18 protein-coding genes are annotated in these 18,749 nt (G+C 58.8%); 16 read left to right on the forward strand and 2 right to left on the reverse strand.

Going from position 1 to position 18,749, the window contains the following annotated elements; all coding sequences use genetic code 11:
- Positions 1 to 10: 10 nt before the first annotated feature.
- Positions 11 to 1,114 carry a cell division protein ZapE gene (zapE, locus tag AC1DWQ_RS09135; protein WP_477665908.1) on the forward strand — a complete coding sequence of 368 codons (1,104 nt, stop codon included), beginning with the start codon at positions 11 to 13 and terminating at the stop codon, positions 1,112 to 1,114.
- Positions 1,111 to 1,770 (forward strand): hypothetical protein, encoded by a 660-nt coding sequence (locus tag AC1DWQ_RS09140; RefSeq protein WP_477669347.1) that lies wholly within the window; start codon positions 1,111 to 1,113, stop codon positions 1,768 to 1,770. The genes zapE and AC1DWQ_RS09140 overlap by 4 nt, the downstream gene beginning before the upstream one ends.
- Here the strand turns inward: AC1DWQ_RS09140 and AC1DWQ_RS09145 are convergent.
- A complete protein-coding gene (locus tag AC1DWQ_RS09145) occupies positions 1,759 to 2,544 on the reverse strand; it encodes a PP2C family protein-serine/threonine phosphatase (RefSeq protein WP_477669618.1) in 786 nt (261 codons plus the stop codon). The two genes, AC1DWQ_RS09140 and AC1DWQ_RS09145, sit on opposite strands and share 12 nt — an antisense overlap.
- An 83-nt stretch (positions 2,545 to 2,627) precedes the next feature.
- Between AC1DWQ_RS09145 and AC1DWQ_RS09150 the strand changes: the two genes are divergently transcribed.
- Together AC1DWQ_RS09150 and AC1DWQ_RS09155 are read left to right on the forward strand one after the other, a co-directional pair.
- The gene (locus AC1DWQ_RS09150; protein ID WP_457280662.1) at positions 2,628 to 2,831 is read left to right on the forward strand and encodes a DUF465 domain-containing protein; all 204 of its coding nucleotides are present in this window, start codon (positions 2,628 to 2,630) and stop codon (positions 2,829 to 2,831) included.
- The gene (locus AC1DWQ_RS09155) at positions 2,831 to 4,837 is read left to right on the forward strand and encodes an ATP-dependent DNA helicase (protein ID WP_477669348.1); all 2,007 of its coding nucleotides are present in this window, start codon (positions 2,831 to 2,833) and stop codon (positions 4,835 to 4,837) included. Before AC1DWQ_RS09150 ends, AC1DWQ_RS09155 begins: the two co-directional genes overlap by 1 nt.
- Here the strand turns inward: AC1DWQ_RS09155 and AC1DWQ_RS09160 are convergent.
- Positions 4,800 to 5,624, reverse strand: coding sequence for an outer membrane protein assembly factor BamD (locus AC1DWQ_RS09160; RefSeq protein WP_477669349.1), 825 nt, complete (start codon positions 5,622 to 5,624; stop codon positions 4,800 to 4,802). The two genes, AC1DWQ_RS09155 and AC1DWQ_RS09160, sit on opposite strands and share 38 nt — an antisense overlap.
- Positions 5,625 to 5,641: 17 nt before the next feature.
- On the opposite strand from AC1DWQ_RS09160, the gene AC1DWQ_RS09165 reads away from it, so the two are divergent.
- From AC1DWQ_RS09165 to der, 12 genes are all read left to right on the forward strand, one after another.
- Entirely contained in the window at positions 5,642 to 6,676 is a 1,035-nt protein-coding gene (locus AC1DWQ_RS09165) for an RluA family pseudouridine synthase (RefSeq protein WP_477669350.1), read from the forward strand.
- 124 nt (positions 6,677 to 6,800) lie between these two features.
- Positions 6,801 to 7,574 (forward strand): SMC-Scp complex subunit ScpB, encoded by a 774-nt coding sequence (gene scpB / locus AC1DWQ_RS09170; RefSeq protein WP_477669351.1) that lies wholly within the window; start codon positions 6,801 to 6,803, stop codon positions 7,572 to 7,574.
- 3 nt (positions 7,575 to 7,577) lie between these two features.
- Positions 7,578 to 9,188, forward strand: coding sequence for a pseudouridine synthase (locus AC1DWQ_RS09175; protein ID WP_477669352.1), 1,611 nt, complete (start codon positions 7,578 to 7,580; stop codon positions 9,186 to 9,188).
- 124 nt (positions 9,189 to 9,312) lie between these two features.
- On the forward strand, positions 9,313 to 9,738 hold the full coding sequence (gene ndk / locus AC1DWQ_RS09180) for a nucleoside-diphosphate kinase (protein WP_477669353.1): 426 nt from the start codon (positions 9,313 to 9,315) through the stop codon (positions 9,736 to 9,738).
- A gap of 79 nt (positions 9,739 to 9,817) precedes the next feature.
- Positions 9,818 to 10,966: a dual-specificity RNA methyltransferase RlmN gene (rlmN, locus tag AC1DWQ_RS09185; protein WP_457280669.1), complete on the forward strand. Its 1,149-nt coding sequence runs from the start codon at positions 9,818 to 9,820 to the stop codon at positions 10,964 to 10,966.
- Entirely contained in the window at positions 10,963 to 11,772 is an 810-nt protein-coding gene (pilW, locus tag AC1DWQ_RS09190; protein ID WP_457280670.1) for a type IV pilus biogenesis/stability protein PilW, read from the forward strand. The genes rlmN and pilW overlap by 4 nt, the downstream gene beginning before the upstream one ends.
- Entirely contained in the window at positions 11,765 to 12,775 is a 1,011-nt protein-coding gene (locus AC1DWQ_RS09195; RefSeq protein ID WP_477669354.1) for a RodZ domain-containing protein, read from the forward strand. Before pilW ends, AC1DWQ_RS09195 begins: the two co-directional genes overlap by 8 nt.
- Complete coding sequence (gene ispG / locus AC1DWQ_RS09200) at positions 12,775 to 14,052, forward strand: flavodoxin-dependent (E)-4-hydroxy-3-methylbut-2-enyl-diphosphate synthase (RefSeq protein ID WP_477669355.1); 1,278 nt, start codon at positions 12,775 to 12,777, stop codon at positions 14,050 to 14,052. Before AC1DWQ_RS09195 ends, ispG begins: the two co-directional genes overlap by 1 nt.
- A 5-nt stretch (positions 14,053 to 14,057) precedes the next feature.
- Complete coding sequence (gene hisS / locus AC1DWQ_RS09205; RefSeq protein ID WP_477669356.1) at positions 14,058 to 15,407, forward strand: histidine--tRNA ligase; 1,350 nt, start codon at positions 14,058 to 14,060, stop codon at positions 15,405 to 15,407.
- Between the two features lie 92 nt (positions 15,408 to 15,499).
- Entirely contained in the window at positions 15,500 to 16,192 is a 693-nt protein-coding gene (locus AC1DWQ_RS09210) for a YfgM family protein (RefSeq protein WP_477669357.1), read from the forward strand.
- The gene (bamB, locus tag AC1DWQ_RS09215) at positions 16,189 to 17,343 is read left to right on the forward strand and encodes an outer membrane protein assembly factor BamB (RefSeq protein WP_477669358.1); all 1,155 of its coding nucleotides are present in this window, start codon (positions 16,189 to 16,191) and stop codon (positions 17,341 to 17,343) included. The genes AC1DWQ_RS09210 and bamB overlap by 4 nt, the downstream gene beginning before the upstream one ends.
- 29 nt (positions 17,344 to 17,372) lie before the next feature.
- Positions 17,373 to 18,716, forward strand: a complete 1,344-nt coding sequence (gene der, locus AC1DWQ_RS09220; protein WP_477669359.1) for a ribosome biogenesis GTPase Der — start codon at positions 17,373 to 17,375, stop codon at positions 18,714 to 18,716.
- Positions 18,717 to 18,749: the final 33 nt, after the last annotated feature.

The following is an 18,749-nucleotide window of genomic DNA, read 5'->3' on the forward strand; positions in this document are numbered from 1 at the left end:
CAAGAAGTCGGTGAATCAACCGGTGCGCTCGGCGTACGACGCCGAACTTGCGGCGCGGGGCTATCAAAGCGATCCTGCCCAGTTGCGGGCAGTCGAAGCGCTTGAACGTTGCGCCTCTGAGTGGGCGGCGTTCAAGGAGCAGCGCTCCAATGCCATCAAGAAGCTGATAAACCGGCCTGATATCCCTCGTGGTGTGTACATGCACGGAGGCGTTGGCAGGGGGAAAAGTTTCTTGATGGACTGCTTTTTCGGGGCTGTCCCGCTCAGGCGCAAGGTGCGGCTGCACTTTCACGAGTTCATGCGCGAGGTGCACCGGGAGTTGCAGGACCTTCAGGGTACGGCGAATCCGCTGGATGAGCTGGGCCGGCGCATTGCGAAGCGATACCGGCTCATCTGCTTTGACGAGTTTCATGTGGCGGACATCACCGACGCGATGATTCTTCATCGTCTGTTGTCGGCGCTGTTTGACAATGGAGTCGGCTTTGTCACAACTTCCAACTTTCAGCCGGACGAGCTGTATCCGAATGGCATGCATCGCGACCGTGTTCTCCCGGCCATTGAACTCCTGAAGGCCAAGCTGGAGGTCATCAGTGTTGACAACGGGACGGACTACCGCGGGCGCACGTTAGCCCAGGCGAAGCTCTATCACACCCCGCTAGGCCTTCAGGCCGATGCTGAAATGACTGAAACTTTTAATGCGCTGGCAGAGTCTCAGGATGAGAACCCGGTATTGCAGATTGAGTCCAGGCAAATCCAGGCCAGGCGCAAGGCGGGGGGAGTCGTCTGGTTTGACTTCAAGACGCTGTGCGGTGGTCCGCGTTCGCAAAACGATTACCTGGAAATAGCCACGCAGTTTCATACCGTGCTGCTAAGCGATGTACCGCATATGCCGGTGCGTATGGCGTCGGAGGCACGGCGGTTTACCTGGCTGGTGGATGTGCTGTATGACCGCCGGGTCAAGTTGATCATGTCGGCAGAAGTCGCTCCTGAGGCGTTGTACACCGAGGGGCCGCTGGTACACGAATTCCCCCGTACGGTTTCCCGGCTCAACGAAATGCAGTCAAAGGAATTCCTGGCGCTTGAACGCAGAAACGTGGACACAACACTCACATGAAGCATCTGGTTACCGCCTGTTTTCTCATCGCTTTAAGCGTGCTCGCGAATGCGCAGTCCACGGTCGAGACGGCTGCACCCGCTGACCAGATGCGAAGCATTGATGCCGAGCGGACGAGAATCAGCGTCGAACGCAACAGGCTGGAGGCAGGATTTTTGGCTGAGGATGCTGCCTGCTACGACCGGTTTGCCGTCAACAGTTGCCTGGGAAAAGTCAATGACCGGCGGCGCGAAGCCATGGCAGACCTTCGCCGGCAAGAGCTGTCGCTCAATGACGAGGAACGCCGCATCAGGGGTGCGGAGCAGATCCGTAAAACGGAAGAAAAATCGTCACCGGAGAAACAGCAGGAGGCTGCGGATCGTCGGGCGAAAGCTCTGGAAGACTCTCAGTCTCGTCTTGAGCGAGAAAAAAAGAAAACCGAAGACCGCGCTGCGGCCAAGGCAGGTGAGCAAGGTAGTAGCGACGCGAACGCTGCCAGATTAAAAAGCGGTCAGGAAAAATCCCAGTCCAGAAGCGAAAAGCAGGCCGTTGCAGCGGAAGAGGCTAAAAAATTCAACGACCGCCAAAAGGAGGCGCTGGAGCGCAAAGCCCAGCATGAAAGAGATCGTCTGAAGCAGACCAAGCCGCCAGCGAAGTCCTTACCCTTACCCGACTAAGCGGGTCGGTGGCTCAGCGGCCAAAGGCTCGAGTTTGACAATCACCAGCGAGAGATTGTCACCGCCGCCTCGCGCGCGGGAACGTGCTTTCTGAATCAGGAATTCAGTGGCTTCACGGGGTGACAGCATGGACAGGGCTGAGCCCATTTCACTGGTGCTGAAATAGTGCCAGACCCCATCGCTGCAAGCCAGCAGGACGTCTTCAGGCCGGAGTTGCGGGATGAAATGATGGGTAATAGGTGGCGCATCCTCCGTACCCAGGCAACCCATCAGGATGTTTGACTGCGGATGGACATTGGCTTCTTCCTCAGTAATCTCGCCTTTGTCCACCAGAGTCTGCACATACGAGTGGTCCACCGTCCTGTGTACCAGTTTGCTGCCCTGGTAATGGTAAATCCTTGAATCGCCGGTATGTACCCAGTGACAGTCCCCACCCGGGTTGATCAGAAATGCCGCCAGCGTGCTGTGCGGTTCCTGCTCGGCCGAGATCGCCGTCAGTTTGATGACGATATGGGCTTCTTCGATGACCTGCTTGAGCATCGCAGGCGCATCGTCCGTTTCCGGGGCATAACGTTCAAAAAGCTGCTTGGCCGTCAACATGACCTGATCGGACGCCTTCCGTCCTCCGCTACGGCCTCCCATGCCGTCAGCCACGATACCCAGCATACAGCCGGGAATGCGTGAGTGACTGAACAGATTGACCTGATCCTGCTGGTAGTCCCGATCGCCTTTATGGATACCGGTGGACGCTGTGATTCGATAACCTTTGGACATTGTGTGGTCGTTCAAGCGCGAGCTCGATTTATGGTCGCAATCGACGTATTATCAAGCGAAGCAGCGTGTACGGATAAAAAACCTTGGACTTAAATCTACATTCCCCGGAACGCCAGCTGATCGAACTCAAAATGGAGCACGCCGATCTCAATGCGCTGGTGGACCTGACCGCGCACGCCTTTCCCATTGACGAGTTGTTGCTCAGGCGCCTCAAAAAGCGACGTTTGCAGCTTCGTGACCAGATTGCACAGCTTGAGCTGTCGCTGGATCCCCCAGAGCCTGCTTGATGACCCTTGCGATTGAAGTCGAAGAGGCCTTCGCGCCGGGAGGCGTCCTGTCACGCGCCGCCGAGCATTTTGTGCCTCGCAGCGGCCAGACCGAAATGGCCCTGGCCGTGGCACGTGCCATCGAGGGTGCATATCCCTTGGTGGTCGAGGCCAGCACCGGCGTCGGTAAAACTTTTTCCTACCTGGTCCCCGCTTTGCTGAGCGGCGAGCGTGTGTTGTTGTCGACGGCGACCAAGGCCTTGCAAGACCAGCTTTTCGGTCGTGATTTGCCGCGGCTGGTGGAGGCGCTGGCTCTTCCGGTCAGCACGGCGCTGCTCAAGGGGCGGGCCAGCTACCTGTGTCTGCACCGCATGGAAATGGCGCGCCAGGAGGCTTATTTGCCCGACGGCGTTTCCGTGCGCGCCTTGGCCAAAATTGAAGAATGGTCCAAGCTCACGCGCACCGGCGACCTGGCCGAACTCCCGGGGCTGGATGAACGTTCGCCGATGATTCCTCTGGTGACCTCCACGCGTGAAAATTGCCTGGGCGCCACCTGTCCGCGTTTTCGGGCCTGTCATGTGAACCTGGCCCGCAGGGAAGCCATGGCTGCCGACGTGGTGGTGATCAACCACCACCTGTTTTTTGCCGATCTGGCGGTGCGCGAATCCGGCGTCGCTGAGTTGCTGCCTTCCGTACGCATCGCCATCTTCGATGAAGCGCACCAGCTCAACGAGACCGGCGTGCAATTTCTGGGAACAAACCTGACCACGGGCCAGCTTCTTGATTTTGCAAGGGACATGCTGGCAACCGGCCTGCAGCTGGCCCGCGGGCTGGTGGATTGGCAGGAGGTGGTGTCGGTCGTCGAGCACGCTGCGCGCGAGCTGCGTCTGTGTGCCGGGAAACAGTACCCAGGCACCAAACTGCGATGGGTGGGTGAGTCTCCGGAGGGGTTGAATGCGGCTGAGTGGAACAGTGCGTTGCAAGTCATTCACACGTCCTGCGAGCGGGCTTGTGTCGCCCTGGATACGGTCAGTGAAATCGCGCCTGATTTCGTTCGCCTCCATGAGCGTGCCGAGGAACTGGCGGAACGCGCCCAGCGTTTCGTTCATGCATGCGAACCGGGCTGCGTGCGCTGGGCGGACGTGGGAACCCAGCTCCGGCTGGTCGAGTCGCCACTGGATATTTCGAAGGCGGTGAAAAGCAAAGTGCTGGGTGCCTCCGCCGGCTCGGCGAAGTCCTGGATATTCACCTCCGCCACACTGGGAGATGACGACAAGCTCAGCTGGTTTACCAAGCCTTGCGGACTGGAAGATGCCGAGGTCTTGCGGGTAGGAAGTCCTTTTGATTACGAGAGGCAGGCGGCATTGTATGTGCCTGAGGTGTTCCCCAAACCGGGAGACCCGGCGCACACCATGAAAGTCGCCGAAGCTGCAGCGAGATGGTCGGGACGTCTCGGGGGGCGCACCATGGTTTTGACGACCACACTGCGGGCTTTGCGCACCATTGGTGATGCACTCAGAGAGGTTTTTCTGAATTCGCCGGACATGGAGGTGCTGGTTCAGGGGGCCATGCCCAAGCGTGTGCTGATTGAACGCTTCCGAGCAGGTAATGCCAATGGCGGCAAAGGCTGCGTGCTGGTGGCTTCGGCGTCATTTTGGGAGGGCATTGACGTGCCTGGCGACGCGCTGCAACTGGTTGTCATTGACAAGCTGCCTTTTCCGCCTCCGAACGACCCGCTGGCAGAGGCGCGCTCAAAGCTTCTCGAATCACAAGGACGCAGCGCTTTTAACGACTATTTTCTGCCTGAGGCGGCGGTAGCTCTCAAGCAAGGTGCCGGTCGCCTGATACGCCGAGAAAGTGACCAGGGGGTGTTGGTGGTGTGCGACAGCCGCCTGACAACCATGGGTTATGGGAGGCGTTTGCTGAGAGCTCTTCCGCCGATGCGGCGGTTGGCATCCGAGGAGGAGCTGTTCGACCGGCTGGAAGCTCTTACCAGAACTTGTACCAAGGATTGTCTCCCGACTTGAATCCCTTGCTCAAGTATTCGCTTTGCGGGTAGCTTTTTTCGAGGATACGGCGGGTATCGTCACGCAATTCGACCATACCCAGCGCTTCGTAGGACTTATAAAGAATGAAGGTAGCCTCTTCCAATGCGGGTACATCGCGGTAGTCGGCGATAGCACTCTGCGCACGGTTGATTGCCGCCACGTAGGCACCCCGTGAATAGTAGTACCGCGCGACATGCACTTCGGATTGGGCTAGCGAGTTCACGATATAGCTCATCCGCAGACGGGCATCCGGCGAGTATTTTGACTCAGGAAAGCGAGTCACAAGGTCCCTGAATGACTCAAAGGATTCCTTGGCTGCTTTTTGGTCCCTTTCGGACAAGTCCTGACGGGAGATAAACCCGAAAATGCCGAGATTGTCATTGAAGTTCACCAGGCCTTTGAGGTACAGCGCATAGTCCAGGGCCGGGCTGGCCGGATGCAGTCTCATAAACCGGTCCAATGTCGCGATGGCCTGGGCTTGTTCTCCTCCCTTGTACTGGGCATAAGCTTTCTCAAGCTGCGCTTGCTGGGCGAGGGGGGTACCTGCAGCACGGCCTTCCAGTTTTTCGTACAGCGGGATTGCCTTGTCATAGGCCCCGCCACTGGCCTCATCCTTTGCTTCGGCGTAAATCTTGTTGGGGCTCCATGTGGCAGTCTTGTCGGGCGCAGGGGTGCTCGAGCATCCGGCAATCAGAAAAGATAAAGCGCAAACGGCTGCAAAAAGCGGCATTGCATTGGGAACAACCGATAATTTGGTGGAAAACATTGCAATCGACCTTCTTGATGACTGATTCAGAACAAAGCAAATTGATTATATCGGGCGCTACTGCACCTGAGGAGGTGCCCGATGAGGCGCTGGAGGAGGGCGATACGGCTGTCGAGGTGGAGTTGCGGCAGGTAGCTGTCCCGGTCGAAAGCCATGGCAGCCGTCTCGACCGCGCGTTGGCCGCCATTGTGCCCGAGTTCTCGCGCACGTATCTTCAGCAGTTGATCGACTCAGGCATGGTGAAACTCGGGGGCTCTACAGTCACCAAGACATCCACGAAGGTCAAGGCTGGTGATGAACTCGCCATTGAGTTGCGTCCGACGCCGCAAAGCCAGGCATTCAGGCCTGAAGCGATGGCGCTGGATATCGTGTTCGAGGACGCTTACCTGATGGTGATCAACAAACCTGCCGGGCTGGTTGTGCATCCGGCGCCCGGCAACTGGAGCGGGACCTTGTTGAACGGCTTGCTCGCGCATGATCCGCAGGCCGTCTTCCTGCCACGCGCCGGCATTGTTCACCGCCTTGATAAAGAAACCAGCGGTTTGATGGTGGTCGCCCGGCAGCGGACGGTGATGGACCAGTTGGTCGGCCTGATCGCCGCCCGCGACGTGAGCCGGGAATATGTCGCACTGGCCCACGGTGCCTGGCTGGGCGGGAAAACCCGGCAGGTAGAAGCTGCCATTGGGCGGGATCCACGCAACCGGTTGCGAATGGCCGTGGTGGACCTCGATAGGAACGCCGGGAAGCCGGCCTCCACCGTGGTATCGCTGTCCCAAAGCACCGGTAAGCACTGCCTGGTCAGATGCAAGCTGCACACTGGTCGTACGCACCAAATCCGGGTCCATATGGCCTTCATTGGCCATCCCCTGGTATCCGACGAGTTATACGGGGGGGCTCCTGCTCTTGGGCTTGGGCGTCAGGCGCTGCATGCGTGCCGGCTGGCATTCGAGCATCCGGTGACTGGCAAAGTGATGGAGTTCCGGTCAGACCCTCCGGCCGACCTTCAGGCCGCTATTGCCGGTTTGGGCCTGATATACAATCAAATCCAGTAGTTTTCAGCTACCTGCACCATGGCATCCTGATCAGGAGATTGCGTATTGGGTGCCCTGCGCGCCAAGCGCCGAACCCACGTTTTCCCGGCCTTTTTTTCCGCTTTTTTTCGGAACGACCACAATCATGAATACGACGGATGCAAAACGCGTCCTCGAAACAGCACTTATTTGCGCGCAGCAACCATTGCCCCTGCGCGAAATGGGAGTTCTGTTTAACGGGGTATTGACTGCGGACAGCCTCAAGCTGGTGCTTGAGGAGTTGCAAAGCGATTGGTCTGGTCGTGGCGTGGAACTTGTTCACGTGGCGACGGGATGGCGTTTTCAAAGCAGGCCGCAGATGCGTGAATATCTGGACCGGCTGCACCCCGAAAAGCCCCCGCGCTATAGCCGTGCCACACTGGAAACCTTGGCCATCATTGCTTATCGTCAGCCGGTGACGCGCGGTGACATGGAGGACATCCGGGGGGTCACCATCAACAGCATGATCCTCAAGCAGCTCGAAGACCGCGGGTGGGTGGAGGTGATCGGCCATCGGGAAACTGTCGGCCGCCCCGCACTTTATGCCACCACCCGGCAGTTTCTTGACGACCTTGGGGTCGAGTCGCTGGACCAGCTTCCTGTGATGGACGGCAGCCCGAATCAGCTTCCGATGCTCGAGCAGATTGAGTTTGGCATCTCTGAACTTGCGGGCAAGCCGGAGGTGGACATGGATGGTACAGATGTTGAGCGGCTGGAACCTGCTGTGCCGGAGCCCGTATCAGGCACGGCTGAAGAGCTTGAGATTGGTGAGATCGCCGAGGCGCCAACTCTGTACACGCAACCACAGGTCGCTGACGACAGTGATACCGAGCCTCTTGAGAACAATGAGGCCGGTGGCGATGAGCCCACCCGAATGTAAATCATGACCCAACAAGACCCTCCTGCTTCCGAATCTGTGGACACACCTCGTGAGCCGCAGGACAAAGTGCTCATAGAGGAGCAAGCCGTGCAAGATTTGCCGGAAGCAATAGCACCCTCCGAGTCCGGCCCCGCGCAAGCCATCCGTGCTCCAGCGCCGCGGCCTTCAGCCGGCCGCAACGCCCCAGCCCCAGGTGCCATCCGATTTGAGGATGTAGTGACTGGGCAATTCGATGCTGATGAGGAAGACGTTGCGTTGGCACTGCCCAAGCGAGTGCTCGCGCCCCAGCCCGAAACCCCCAAGCTGCACAAAGTGCTTGCCCAGGCGGGACTGGGTTCACGGCTGGAGATGGAGCAACTGATTCTGGAGGGGCGAATCTCGGTCAACGCCGAGCCTGCCCATATAGGACAACGCATCCAGTTTGGCGATACGGTCAAAGTCAATGGCAAGCCAATCCGGGTGCGTATCGACCCGCCGCCGCCGAGGGTGATTGCCTATCACAAGCCCACCGGAGAGGTCGTCACACATGATGACCCGCAAAACCGCCCGACCGTTTTTCGTCGTTTACCCAAGCTGTTCCAGGGAAAATGGCAATCGGTCGGTCGCCTCGACTTGAACACGGAGGGCCTACTGCTGCTGACCAGTTCGGGTGAATTGGCCAACAAGCTGATGCATCCGCGTTTCGGCCTGGAGCGTGAGTACGCTGTTCGTGTGCTCGGTGCGCTAAATAGCGAAGAGAAAAAACGCCTGCTCGAAGGTGTGAATCTGGATGACGGCATGGCCCAGTTCAGCTCCATTGAAGCCGGAGGGGGGGAAGGCGCCAACTGCTGGTACAAGGTCACCATTTCCGAGGGGCGTAACCGTGAGGTCAGACGGATGTTTGAGGCAGTGGGGCACGCTGTCAGCCGCCTTATTCGCATCCGCTATGGGGCTATGGTTCTCCCGCGCGGCCTTAAGCGCGGCGCGTTTGTCGAACTCGATGAGCGCGATATCTGGGCCCTGACAAGCGCTTTGACCCGTTCTGAATCTCGCGCAATACCGGGGGGAGCGCAGGGTGCCGGCACTCATGGGGACGGGGTTGAACCACCGAGACGGGGACCGCGCAGAAATGAACGCCAGCGCGGCGACCGCGGGCGGCCGTCAGCGCCAAACAGCGAACCACCTCAAGCGCCGGCGCAAGGCGGATCGGAGGGCGAGCAGGGGATTCATGATCCACATGAGCTGCAACCGCCGCTGAATCTCAACGATTCTGCACCCCGTGGAAACCGACGCCGCGGTGGCAAGGGGCGTAACCAGGGTGGCAATCCCGGTGTTGGCTTCCGGACCGGCCAGCCGCAAGGCAACGGCAATGGTATGCAGGGGCAAAAACGGCGAGAGGACCGTGGTGACAAAGCTGCCGGAGGAACGCAGCCCGATCCGATGAAAACTTCATTTGGTTATATCGGTGCGGACACTTTTACCCGGCAGCGACAGGGGCAAGGCCAGGGTCAGCAGCGTCGCGGGGGCGGTGGTACGGGCGGAAACGGTACCGGTGGACCGCGCCGCGGCGGTGCCGGTGGTGGAAACCGGGGAGGCGGCAATCGCGGTGGTGGGAGTCGCGGTGGAAATCGATGACCCGCAGAGGCACCTCTAACCGCAAGGTTGATTTGAGCCAATACGCCTACAGGTTAAAATCATAGGCTTTATTCAAATTTTTGAATAATTTACGACTCCAAAAAATTTAAGTTAAGGAAATCTCATGGCAATCGAGCGCACTCTCTCCATCATCAAACCCGACGCCGTGGCGAAAAACGTCATTGGGCAAATCTATGCGCGTTTTGAAGCTGCTGGCTTGAAGCTTGTGGCCGCCAGGATGGCTCACTTGTCGCAAGGCGAGGCTGAGGCTTTTTATGCGGTGCACAAAGAGCGCCCATTCTTCAAAGACCTGGTTTCCTTCATGATTTCCGGCCCCGTCATGATCCAGGCGCTGGAAGGTGAGGGCGCCATCCTGAAAAACCGTGATCTGATGGGAGCTACCGATCCGAAGAAGGCTGCCGCCGGCACCATTCGTGCGGATTTCGCCGACAGCATTGATGCCAATGCCGTCCATGGTTCGGATGCCGCCGAAACGGCCAAGGCGGAAATTGCTTTCTTCTTTCCCGGCATGAACGTTTACTCGCGTTAACTATGTCTCGCCCCATGCTTTGCTACACCCAGCCAGGGCCGTCGCTTGCTTGGGGCAGTTCAGTCGGTTCCCTACTGCGATGACTGCCAACCTTCTTGACTACGATCTGGATGGTTTGGCGGCCTTTTGTGGGCAGCTTGGTGAAAAACGCTTTCGGGCCACGCAGCTTTTCCGCTGGATTCACCAAAAAGGAGTTGCAGATTTCGGGCAAATGACGGATTTGGCAAAATCCCTGCGCGACAAGCTGGCAGGATCAGCCCAGGTCGTAAGCCCCACGGTGGTTTCCCGCCACGATTCCGCCGATGGCACCATCAAATGGTTATTTGATGTCGGTGCAGGCGATATTATTGAAACTGTTTTTATTCCCGAAACCGACCGAGGAACTTTGTGCATTTCCTCGCAGGCCGGCTGTGCTGTCGGTTGCCGGTTTTGCTCCACGGGTCACCAGGGTTTCAGCCGTAACCTGACCACGGGAGAGATCGTTTCCCAGCTATGGTTTGCCGAGCATTTCCTGCGGCAGCATCTAGGCAGGGATGAACGGGTGATTTCCAACGTCGTCATGATGGGCATGGGTGAGCCCCTGCAGAACTACTCGCAGCTCCTGCCAGCCCTGAAGGTCATGCTTGACGACCATGGTTATGGCCTGTCACGCCGACGGGTGACGGTATCGACATCGGGCGTTGTGCCCATGATTGATCGGTTGGCCGGGGACTGCCCGGTAGCCTTGGCTGTATCGCTGCATGCACCGGAAGATGGGCTGCGCGACAACCTTGTGCCTTTGAATAAAAAATACCCCATAGCCGAACTGCTTGCGGCTTGTACCCGCTATCAGTCATCGGCACCCCGGGACTTCATCACGTTTGAGTATTGCATGCTCGATGGTGTGAACGACCAGCCAGAGCATGCGCGTCAGCTCGTATCGCTGGTTCGGGCCCAGGCGGCGCAAGGGCTCTCCTGCAAATTCAACCTGATTCCCTTTAATCCATTTCCGGCTTCGGGGTTGAAGCGTTCTGACATGCCGCAGGTGATGGCATTTGCGAAAATCCTGATGGATGCGGGTATTGTGACAACCGTCAGAAAAACCCGGGGGGACGATATCGATGCAGCTTGCGGGCAACTGGCTGGCGATGTACAGGACCGCACAGGTGTGGATCAGCGCATGGCGGCGCAGCGGCAAGGTATGCTCGGGGGAATCAAGGTCGTAGTGGCCAAAGGGATGGGTACATGAGATTTCGCGCCAATATGATCTGGGTTCCAGCCTGCTGGCTGGCAGTATTGCTCGCAGGATGCGCCAATCACGCAGGCGCTCCAGGGTCTCCGGGCAACCGCACTGACATTATTACGGAATCAGACGAACCTGATCAGCGCAGGCGTGCGCGTCTTCGGCTTGAATTGGCTTCGGGCTACTTCGAACAGGGGCAAACCAATGTTGCTCTCGACGAAATCAAGCAATCGCTGACCACGGATCCAACTTTTGCGGAGGCCTACAACCTGCGCGGACTGGTTTACATGCGTCTTAACGATATTCCTCTGGCTGAGGATAGTTTTCGCAGGGCTCTTGCATTGAATCCCCGCGATGCGGATGTTGCGCATAACTATGGATGGTTGATGTGCCAGCAAGGACGCTATAACGAGTCTTCTCGGTTCTTTGCTCAGGCCGTGGCGAACCCAACGTACGCAGGCAAGGCCAAAACGCTGATGGCGCAGGGGGTTTGTCAGGTTCGTGCTGGGCAGCATGCAGAAGCCGAGCAAAGCCTCCTGCAGTCTTATGAATTGGACGCAGGAAATCCTGTTACTGGTTACAACCTGGCTAGTCTTTTGAACGATCGTGGCGATCTGACTCGGGCACAGTTTTACATACGACGACTGAACAACAGTGATCTTGCAAATGCTGAAACCCTGTGGCTAGGCATCAAAATCGAGCGTAAATTAAACAACCGGGATACGGTACGGCAGCTCGGTGATCAGCTAAAAAAGCGTTTTGCGCAGTCCCGGGAGGCTGCTGCTTATGACAAAGGGGCGTTCAATGAGTGACGCTGACGTTGTTGCACCGGCTGGGGAGGCCACATCTGGAATGGCTGCGTCTGGCGTTGACCGGGGTACTGACTTCGAGCCCACGGCAGGCACACTGCTTCGTGAGGCAAGAGAGGCTGCAGGCATACATATCGCGGCCCTCGCCGTATCCTTGAAGGTTCCGGTAAAAAAACTCGAAGCGCTGGAGCTGGATCGCTTTGACTTGCTGCCGGATGCTGTTTTTGTTCGGGCCCTGGCTTCCAGCGTGTGCCGTAGCCTGAAACTGGATGCGGCCCCTGTGCTTGAACGCCTGCCTCAAACCAGCGCCCCCAAGCTGATATACCAAGGTGCTGGCATCAATGCACCGTTTCGCTCGCCAGGGGAAGGCCCCCGGCCTGCTGTGTGGACCCAGGTTTCGAAGCCTGCAGTGCTGGCCGGCCTGGCTTTGCTGCTTGGTGCTCTGGTATTGATTTTCCTGCCAGTCATCAAGCCGGATGTCACGAAGGGTCAGGGTGATAGTGAGATGCAAGCTGGCGGCGCCGAGGCCGCCAAACCGCTGCCCGCAGCTGTGGCGATGACGGGCGGAGGATTGGTAAACGACGTCAAGCCTGTTTTCCCCACAGAGCAGAGTCATGAGACTTTTTCAGGCGCCGGTGCTGCCACGGTTGCCGGCTCTCCCACCGGCCCTGCTGTGACGACAACTACCTCTCTACCTGGCCCAGCCGTTCAGCCTGCTCCGGTGCCAGTGCCAAGTGGTGTTGCTGCACCTGTATCGCCAGCGGCACCGGCGGGTATCGTGACTTTTCGCGCCAGGGGCGAATCCTGGGTGGAGGTGACGGATGCCAAGGGAACGGTTGTGCTGCGCCGTACCCTGACCGCCGGAGAAGTCGCGGGTGCGTCCGGGGCGTTACCGCTGGCCGCCGTAGTGGGTAAGGCAGATGTGACGCAAGTGCAGGTGCGCGGCCAGGCTTTTGATCTGAGCAGCGTGGCCAGGGATAATGTTGCCCGATTTGAGGTGAAATAATGTCGAAGGGTTGCCTTCCGATCGAGTCCGCTTTTCCCAAAGCGCGGCGCTCCCTCCAGTCACAGGTGTCATGGGGCGGCCGTATTTTGACTGTCGGCGGCGATGCGCCGGTGCGCGTCCAGTCCATGACCAATACCGACACGGTGGATGCCATTGGCACCGCGATTCAAGTCAAGGAACTGGCGTTGGCGGGTTCCGAGATGGTTCGCATCACCGTCAACACGCCGGAAGCGGCGCAGGCTGTTCCGCATGTGCGTGAGCAACTCGACCGGATGGGGATCGACGTTCCACTGATAGGGGACTTTCATTACAATGGCCATCGGTTGTTGACGGATTACCCCGCTTGCGCGGAGGCGTTGTCCAAATATCGCATCAATCCGGGAAATGTTGGCAAGGGCGACAAACGTGACCGGCAGTTTGGCCAGATGATAGAGGTTGCCATGCGCTGGAAAAAACCCGTGCGTATCGGTGTGAACTGGGGCAGCCTTGATCAGGAACTGCTGGCCAGCTTGATGGATGAGAACAGTGCGCGTGCAGTCCCTTGGGATGCCAGGCAAGTCATGTATGAAGCATTGATTACGTCCGCGATCGATTCCGCCCGGCGCGCTGAAGAAATGGGAATGCCTCGTAATCAGATCATCCTTTCCTGCAAGGTAAGCGGTGTTCAGGACCTGATTTCGGTTTATCGAGAATTGGCCCGGCGCACAGATCACGTGCTTCACCTAGGGCTGACGGAGGCCGGTATGGCTACCAAGGGCACGGTGGCTTCTGCCACGGCGTTATCGATCCTGCTGCAAGAAGGCATTGGCGATACCATTCGCGTTTCCTTAACGCCCCAACCGGGTGAGGCCCGCACCCAGGAAGTTGTTATTGCGTCAGAGATTCTCCAGGCGCTTGGTTTGCGGACCTTTGTGCCCAGTGTGACGGCATGCCCAGGTTGCGGGCGCACCACCAGTACGACCTTCCAGGAGCTGGCCAAGCAAATTGACGACTTTCTGCGTGCGCAGATGCCTGTCTGGCGCGAACAATATCCCGGCGTCGAAGGGCTCAAGGTTGCCGTCATGGGCTGTATCGTCAATGGACCGGGTGAAAGCAAACATGCCGATATCGGCATCAGCCTGCCCGGCTCCGGCGAGGCGCCTGCCGCGCCGGTGTTTATTGATGGTGAAAAAAGACTGACCCTACGTGGCGACAACATTGCGCAGGAGTTCCAGGTCATTGTTGAAAATTACATTGAAAAACGCTTTGGCACGCACACCGTCGCTGAAGCTGCGTAACGCCCATGGTTGAAAAAACAGCTGCCGGCCCGGTAGAAAAATCCGCCGTGGCCAAAATGGAAAAACTGACGGGCGTCAAGGGGATGAACGACATCCTGCCGCCGGAGTCGGCTCGTTGGGAGTGGTTCGAAGCCAAGGTGCGCGCATTGATGGCCCGCTATGCCTACGCCAATGTACGCACGCCGATCGTCGAGCCGACCGCGCTGTTTGTGCGTGGTCTTGGCGAGGTGACCGACATCGTCGAAAAGGAGATGTATTCCTTTGTCGACTCGATGAACGGCGATCGGCTCACGTTGCGCCCTGAGGCTACTGCCGGTATTGTGCGCGCGATGATCGAACACAACGCGCTGTACAACGGCCCGATACGGGTCTGGTCGGCGGTGCCGCTGTTTCGTCATGAGCGACCACAGAAGGGGCGTTATCGCCAATTTCACCAAATCGATGTTGAAGCGCTGGGCTTTGCCGGACCTGATGTGGATGCCGAGCAAATTCTCATGTGCCGAGCGCTGCTGCACGACCTGGGCATTCCGATGGAGCATGTGCGGCTCGAACTGAACAGCCTGGGCCAGCCCAGCGAGCGAATGGCGCACCGTGCCGCGCTGATCACGCACTTTGAGGCGCATGCCGGCGTGCTTGACGAAGATGCAAAACGCCGGCTGCACAGCAACCCGTTGCGCATCCTCGATACCAAAAATCCTGCCATGCAGCCCGTTGTGGAGGCCGCGCCGCAGCTCATGGACTTCCTTGGCGAGGGTTCGCTGGCGCACCTGAACGCGGTGCGCGCAGTGCTCGACGCGGTAGGGCTGTCCTATCGCATTAATCCGCGCCTGGTGCGTGGCATGGATTACTACAACCTCACGGTGTTCGAATGGGTCACCGACAAGCTTGGCTCACAGGGTACGGTTTGCGGTGGCGGCCGTTACGACGGCCTGTTCGAGCAGCTTGGCGGCAAGCCAACGCCTGCGGTAGGCTGGGGCATGGGTGTGGAACGAATGCTGCTTCTGCTTGAGGCGGTGGGCGTGTTGCCGCCGGTGAGTGGCCCCGACGCCTACGTGATCGTTCCGTCTGCCGAGATGATGCCAACTGTGATGGCAACCTGCGAAGCCTTGCGCGCTGCTGGCATCAACGTGCAGATGCACGCCGGAACAGGCGATGGCATGGGCAGCATGAAGTCCCAGTTCAAGAAAGCTGACGGTAGCGGTGCGCGCTACGCCCTGATTTTTGGCGAAACCGAGTTCGCTCAAGGCTGTGTTGCCGTCAAACACCTGCGGGGCGAAAAAGACCAAGCCTTGCAGGCCCAGGCACTCCAGCCCTTGGGGGATGTCATGGCCTGGGCTCACAGCCTGCGCGGCTGAGCCGCCACGGCCGGCCATTTGGAGTGCTGGCCGGGCCTCTACAATCACCCCAACTCAATCCGCACCATTTCCGGGGCAGAACAAAGACTTTTATGGCAAAACATCTCGATTTGGAAGAACAGGAACAGCTTGACGAGCTCAAGCACTTCTGGAAGCAGTACGGTGACATGATCACCTGGGCCCTGATTGTGGTGCTCGGGGCCTTTGCCGCGTGGAATGGATACCAGTACTGGCAGCGTAACCAGGCAGCCCAGGCTTCGGTCATGTATGACGAAGTCGAGCGCGCTGTGCAGTCCGGTGACGTGGCAAAAATTGACCGCTCACTGGCCGACATGAAGGATCGTTTTGGCCGGACAACGTACGCTCAACAGGCGGGACTGCTTGCCGCCAAGGCATATTACGACAAAGGCAATGTCGACGCATCGCGTGCTGCTCTGAATTGGGTCGCTGAAAAAGCCTCTGATGAGGGCTATCAGGCCATTGCCCGGTTGCGCCTGGCGGGGCTGCTGATTGAGAAGAAGTCTTATGACGAGGCCCTGCAGCAGGTTTCGGGCCCATTTCCGAAGGACTTCACGGCATTGGTCGCCGACCGGCGTGGCGATATTCTGGCAGCGCAGGGTAAGAAGTCAGAGGCGAAAAGTGAATACGAAAAGGCTTACAAGGGGCTTGACGAGCGCTCCGAGTACCGGCGTCTGGTTGAGGTCAAGCTCAACGCGCTGGGGGTTGATCCCGGCGCAGAGACAACCAAGGCCGATGCGCCATCAAATAAAGAGGTGAAGAAATGATTTATCAATCTTTTAGGCCTCTGGTCCAAGCGGTGCGTGCGCCGGCAGCTATTGTTTTGATAGCGATTCTGAGTGGGTGTTCCTTTTTCGGTGGCGGTCCTGCAAAACCGCAACCCGCAGAACTTCAGCCGGTCACTGGGTTGGTGTCTGCGCGCCAGATCTGGACCACCCGCGTGGGGCAGGTGAACTTCCCGCTTGAGATGGGGGTTTCGGGCAACACCGTGGCAGTGGCCAGTGGTGACGGCACCGTGGCTTTGCTGGATGCCCAAACTGGTCGCGATTTCTGGCGCCTTGCGCTGAATACACCCCTGGCCGCCGGTGCTGGAAACGACGGCAAGGTCGTTGCCGTGGTAACCAAGGCCAATGAAGTCATCGCGTTGCAGGATGGCAAGGAACTCTGGCGTCAAAAGCTGGGCGCCCAGGCATTTTCCGCTCCCTTCGTGGCTGGCTTGAGGGTATTTGTCCTGGCCGCAGACCGTTCGGTCACGGCCTTTGACGGGCTGACGGGTCGCAAGCTTTGGGCGCAGCAGCGGCCCAACGAGCCCCTGGTGCTTCGTCAGTCCGGCGTCATGCTGGCGGTGGGCGATACGTTGGTCGTAGGTTTGGCCGGCCGCCTCGTGGGCCTTAATCCGTCCAACGGTAGCATCCGTTGGGAGGCACCGATTGCCACGCCTCGCGGCGTCAATGACGTGGAACGGCTCGTCGACCTGGTAGGACGTGTCAGCCGGCAGGGCGATATCGTTTGCACGCGGGCATTCCAGGCAAGCGTTGGATGCGTCAACGCTGTGCGCGGCAACCTGCTGTGGGCCAAGCCGGCCAACGGTGTACAGGGCATTGATGGCGACGATCGCCTGCTGTTCGGCACGGAAGCTGATGGCACTGTGAACGCCTGGCGCCGCACCGATGGTGAGCGTGCGTGGTCCACCGACCGCCTGCGCTACCGCAGCCTCACGGCGCCGGTGGTCGTCGGGCGCTCTATCGCCATGGGCGATTTTTCCGGCTACATCCACCTGCTTTCCCGCGAAGACGGCTCACTGCTCAATCGCCTGCCTACCGATGGCTCAGCCATTGCGGCAACGCCCGTGCTTGCTGGCAATACGCTGATCGCCGTGACGCAAAACGGTGGTGTTTACGGCTTCCAGCCTCAATAAGGGCCTACGGTCCTGCCAGAAACTGATTGATGAAACCTGTCATAGCGCTAGTCGGCCGTCCGAATGTGGGCAAGTCGACGCTTTTCAACCGGCTGACCAAGACGCGGGATGCGATCGTGGCCGACTTTGCCGGCCTGACGCGGGATCGTCATTACGGTAACGGGAAGCTGGGACCCCACGAATACATCGTGATCGACACCGGCGGATTTGAACCCGATGCGGCGTCCGGTATTTACAAGGAAATGGCCAAGCAGACCCGGCAGGCGGTCGCGGAAGCCGATGTGGTCATCTTTGTCGTTGACGCCCGCGCCGGCATCAGTGCGCAGGACCACGATATTGCCAAATACCTGCGAAAGCTGGGCAAACCCACCATCCTGACTGCTAACAAGGCCGAGGGCATGACTGAAGGCGTGCAGCTGTCCGAGTTCTTTGAATTGGGCATGGGCGAGATGCTGGCGGTTTCCGCCTCACACGGCCAGGGCATGCGCACGCTGGTTGACATGGCCTTGGCGCCGCTCAATTTGCCGGATCCGGACGAAGAGGCTGAGCCTCAAGATCCTTCTGTGATTCGTCTGGCCGTGGCAGGACGCCCCAACGTGGGGAAGTCCACATTGATCAACACCTGGCTGGGTGAAGAACGCCTGGTGGCCTTTGATTTGCCCGGGACAACCCGCGACGCCATTTCTGTGCCTTTTGAGCGTGCCGGGCAGAAGTTTGAGCTGATTGACACGGCAGGTCTGCGCCGCAAAGGCAAGGTTTTTGAGGCCATCGAGAAGTTTTCCGTGGTCAAGACCCTGCAGGCCATCGAAAACGCCAACGTAGTGCTGCTGCTGCTCGATGCCACCCAAGGCGTGACCGACCAGGACGCCCACATTGCCGGCTACATCCTCGAAAGCGGCCGTTCGGTGGTGCTGGCCATCAACAAGTCGGACGCTGTGGACTCCTACCAGCGCGAGCTTCTCGAGCGCTCCATCGAGACCCGGCTGGGCTTCCTCAAATTCGCCGCCATCCACCCGATCTCGGCCATCAAGCGCCAGGGACTGGGCCCTGTCTGGAAGTCGATTGTTCAGGCCCATGCATCGGCCAATCGCAAGATGTCCACACCCGTGCTCACCCGGCTGCTGCTGGAAGCCGTGCAGTTCCAGCAACCCCAGCGCTCGGGTGTTTTTCGCCCCAAGCTGCGCTATGCCCACCAGGGCGGCATGAACCCACCCATCATCATCATCCACGGTAATTCGCTCGAACACGTCACCGAGTCGTACAAACGCTATCTGGAAGGGCGTTTCCGCAAGGAATTTGACCTGGTCGGCACGCCCTTGCGCATCCAGATGAAGAGCTCCCACAACCCCTTTAAAGACAAGGAAACGGCCTAGGACTACATGACCCGGGCCACGCCCTGTGGTAAG

The sequence above is a fragment of the Polaromonas sp. P2_G11 genome (assembly GCF_056403595.1).

Bases quoted from the DNA above. Each gene is read 5' to 3' on its own strand.
- bamB (WP_477669358.1), top strand. From the start codon at position 16,189: ATGATTTATCAATCTTTTAGGCCTCTGGTCCAAGCGGTGCGTGCGCCG.
- ispG (WP_477669355.1), top strand. From the start codon at position 12,775: ATGTCGAAGGGTTGCCTTCCGATCGAGTCCGCTTTTCCCAAAGCGCGG.
- pilW (WP_457280670.1), top strand. From the start codon at position 10,963: ATGAGATTTCGCGCCAATATGATCTGGGTTCCAGCCTGCTGGCTGGCA.
- ndk (WP_477669353.1), top strand. From the start codon at position 9,313: ATGGCAATCGAGCGCACTCTCTCCATCATCAAACCCGACGCCGTGGCG.
- AC1DWQ_RS09175 (WP_477669352.1), top strand. From the start codon at position 7,578: ATGACCCAACAAGACCCTCCTGCTTCCGAATCTGTGGACACACCTCGT.
- rlmN (WP_457280669.1), top strand. From the start codon at position 9,818: ATGACTGCCAACCTTCTTGACTACGATCTGGATGGTTTGGCGGCCTTT.
- AC1DWQ_RS09145 (WP_477669618.1), bottom strand. From the start codon at position 2,544: ATGTCCAAAGGTTATCGAATCACAGCGTCCACCGGTATCCATAAAGGC.
- hisS (WP_477669356.1), top strand. From the start codon at position 14,058: ATGGTTGAAAAAACAGCTGCCGGCCCGGTAGAAAAATCCGCCGTGGCC.
- AC1DWQ_RS09195 (WP_477669354.1), top strand. From the start codon at position 11,765: ATGAGTGACGCTGACGTTGTTGCACCGGCTGGGGAGGCCACATCTGGA.
- der (WP_477669359.1), top strand. From the start codon at position 17,373: ATGAAACCTGTCATAGCGCTAGTCGGCCGTCCGAATGTGGGCAAGTCG.
- scpB (WP_477669351.1), top strand. From the start codon at position 6,801: ATGAATACGACGGATGCAAAACGCGTCCTCGAAACAGCACTTATTTGC.
- AC1DWQ_RS09210 (WP_477669357.1), top strand. From the start codon at position 15,500: ATGGCAAAACATCTCGATTTGGAAGAACAGGAACAGCTTGACGAGCTC.
- AC1DWQ_RS09160 (WP_477669349.1), bottom strand. From the start codon at position 5,624: ATGTTTTCCACCAAATTATCGGTTGTTCCCAATGCAATGCCGCTTTTT.
- AC1DWQ_RS09155 (WP_477669348.1), top strand. From the start codon at position 2,831: ATGACCCTTGCGATTGAAGTCGAAGAGGCCTTCGCGCCGGGAGGCGTC.
- AC1DWQ_RS09140 (WP_477669347.1), top strand. From the start codon at position 1,111: ATGAAGCATCTGGTTACCGCCTGTTTTCTCATCGCTTTAAGCGTGCTC.
- AC1DWQ_RS09165 (WP_477669350.1), top strand. From the start codon at position 5,642: ATGACTGATTCAGAACAAAGCAAATTGATTATATCGGGCGCTACTGCA.